Here is a 1248-nt window from a genome sequence, read left to right as displayed (position 1 = left end):
CCGATCGGGGCCGTCACGCTCAACCCGGAACGGGACAGCGTCGTTCGGGACTCTACCCAAGCTGAAATAGAAGGCAGGTGATTGCATGAATCAGGCGACAACTATCTTGACTTGTTCCGGCAGCTCGTTGCTGCCTTCACGCCAGGAGACGAGTGTCCACGCCTCGGGCGGCAGCGCCAGGGCGAGCGCCTTGACGCTGCGCGCGGGTCGCTGCGGGTCGCGCACGAGCCGCGTGCGCGGCCGTCCCCGGCCGCCCGAAGGCGGCAGGCCAGGCGCTTCTTCTTCGGGCCACACGGCGTAGGCGAGCCTCAGATGGCATAGTTGCGTGCCTGTCGGATACCAAAATGCTCAGCCGTCCAGCGCACGATTTCTGAATAGTCGCTCTGGGCTCGGTCTGTCAGACGGACTTGCCATCGCTGCTTCATGCACGGTCAAGCACGCCGTCGGCGATGTCAGAAAGGTACCGATCCAGCACATCCACAGATTCAAATGTCCTATACAGCCCGGCCTCGATGTCGGCAATGCCCACGACCACCGCCTCGCGCAGAGCGGCAAGTTTGGCGGCCTGTTCGACTTCTCTGGCTTGAACAAGGCGCAAACCCTCGCGCAGCACTTCGCTGGCGTTCTGGTAGCGGCCGCTGGCCACCATTTGCTCGACAAACTTTGCCTGGCTGTCTGTCAGCACAACATTGCGGGTAGGCATGGCAATCTCTTTAAACGGACTTATGGCACATTCTGCCAATAGCCATTGAATTACGCAAGCCTGTGCCTATCGGCGCCATGCGCCCAAATGGTCATTGTAGCCGCGAACGCGCCCGCGCGAGCGGGTTTGTTGTCGGCGCTCGTGTGGGCCCGTAGAAGGCTTGCTGGCGGGTTTCCAAGGGGAAACCCGCTGCCGAGGCGCTGCCGGGGGCCTTTGCGGGGCTCTGATGCCCGTGTGGCCATCGACGTAGCGCCGTCGGCCAGCTTTTAAGGGTGCCTTTGTTTTTTCCTGGTTGCATTGGCCTGAAAACTCGCTAAAATTTGATTCCTTACTTCATTACTTTCGGAGATTGTCATGCTGATCAAGCGCACGAGCAAGAACCAGGTCACCTTGCCCAAGGCCATCGTCCAGACCGTGGGCGAGGCTGACTACTACGACGTCACGGTTCAGGACGGCAAGATCGTGCTGACGCCGGTTCGCCTGCAGCAGGCCGACGCGGTACGGGCCAAGTTGGAGGAACTGGGCATCACGCAAGATGACGTGGC

At 61.0% G+C, this 1248-nt stretch carries 3 protein-coding genes; 1 reads left to right on the top strand and 2 read right to left on the bottom strand.

The window, feature by feature from the left end:
- Positions 1-90 precede the first annotated feature (90 nt).
- Both EPD80_RS11285 and EPD80_RS11280 read right to left on the bottom strand, forming a co-directional pair.
- Positions 91-312 (bottom strand): transposase, encoded by a 222-nt coding sequence (locus EPD80_RS11285; RefSeq protein WP_142811849.1) that lies wholly within the window; start codon positions 310-312, stop codon positions 91-93.
- A 109-nt stretch (positions 313-421) separates the two neighbouring features.
- The gene (locus tag EPD80_RS11280) at positions 422-703 is read right to left on the bottom strand and encodes a type II toxin-antitoxin system ParD family antitoxin (protein ID WP_142811848.1); all 282 of its coding nucleotides are present in this window, start codon (positions 701-703) and stop codon (positions 422-424) included.
- 354 nt (positions 704-1057) lie between these two features.
- On the opposite strand from EPD80_RS11280, the gene EPD80_RS11275 reads away from it, so the two are divergent.
- Positions 1058-1248, top strand: a 191-nt coding sequence (locus EPD80_RS11275) for an AbrB/MazE/SpoVT family DNA-binding domain-containing protein (protein ID WP_142811846.1), incomplete at its 3' end; no start/stop codon positions are given.

The sequence above is a fragment of the Tepidiphilus olei genome, from assembly GCF_006980705.1.
GTDB classification, from domain to species: domain Bacteria; phylum Pseudomonadota; class Gammaproteobacteria; order Burkholderiales; family Rhodocyclaceae; genus Tepidiphilus; species Tepidiphilus olei.
Note: the sequence above shows the minus strand (reverse complement) of the source record. Positions and strands in the feature narration are given on the sequence as shown.

Bases quoted from the DNA above. Each gene is read 5' to 3' on its own strand.
- EPD80_RS11280 (WP_142811848.1), bottom strand. From the start codon at position 703: ATGCCTACCCGCAATGTTGTGCTGACAGACAGCCAGGCAAAGTTTGTC.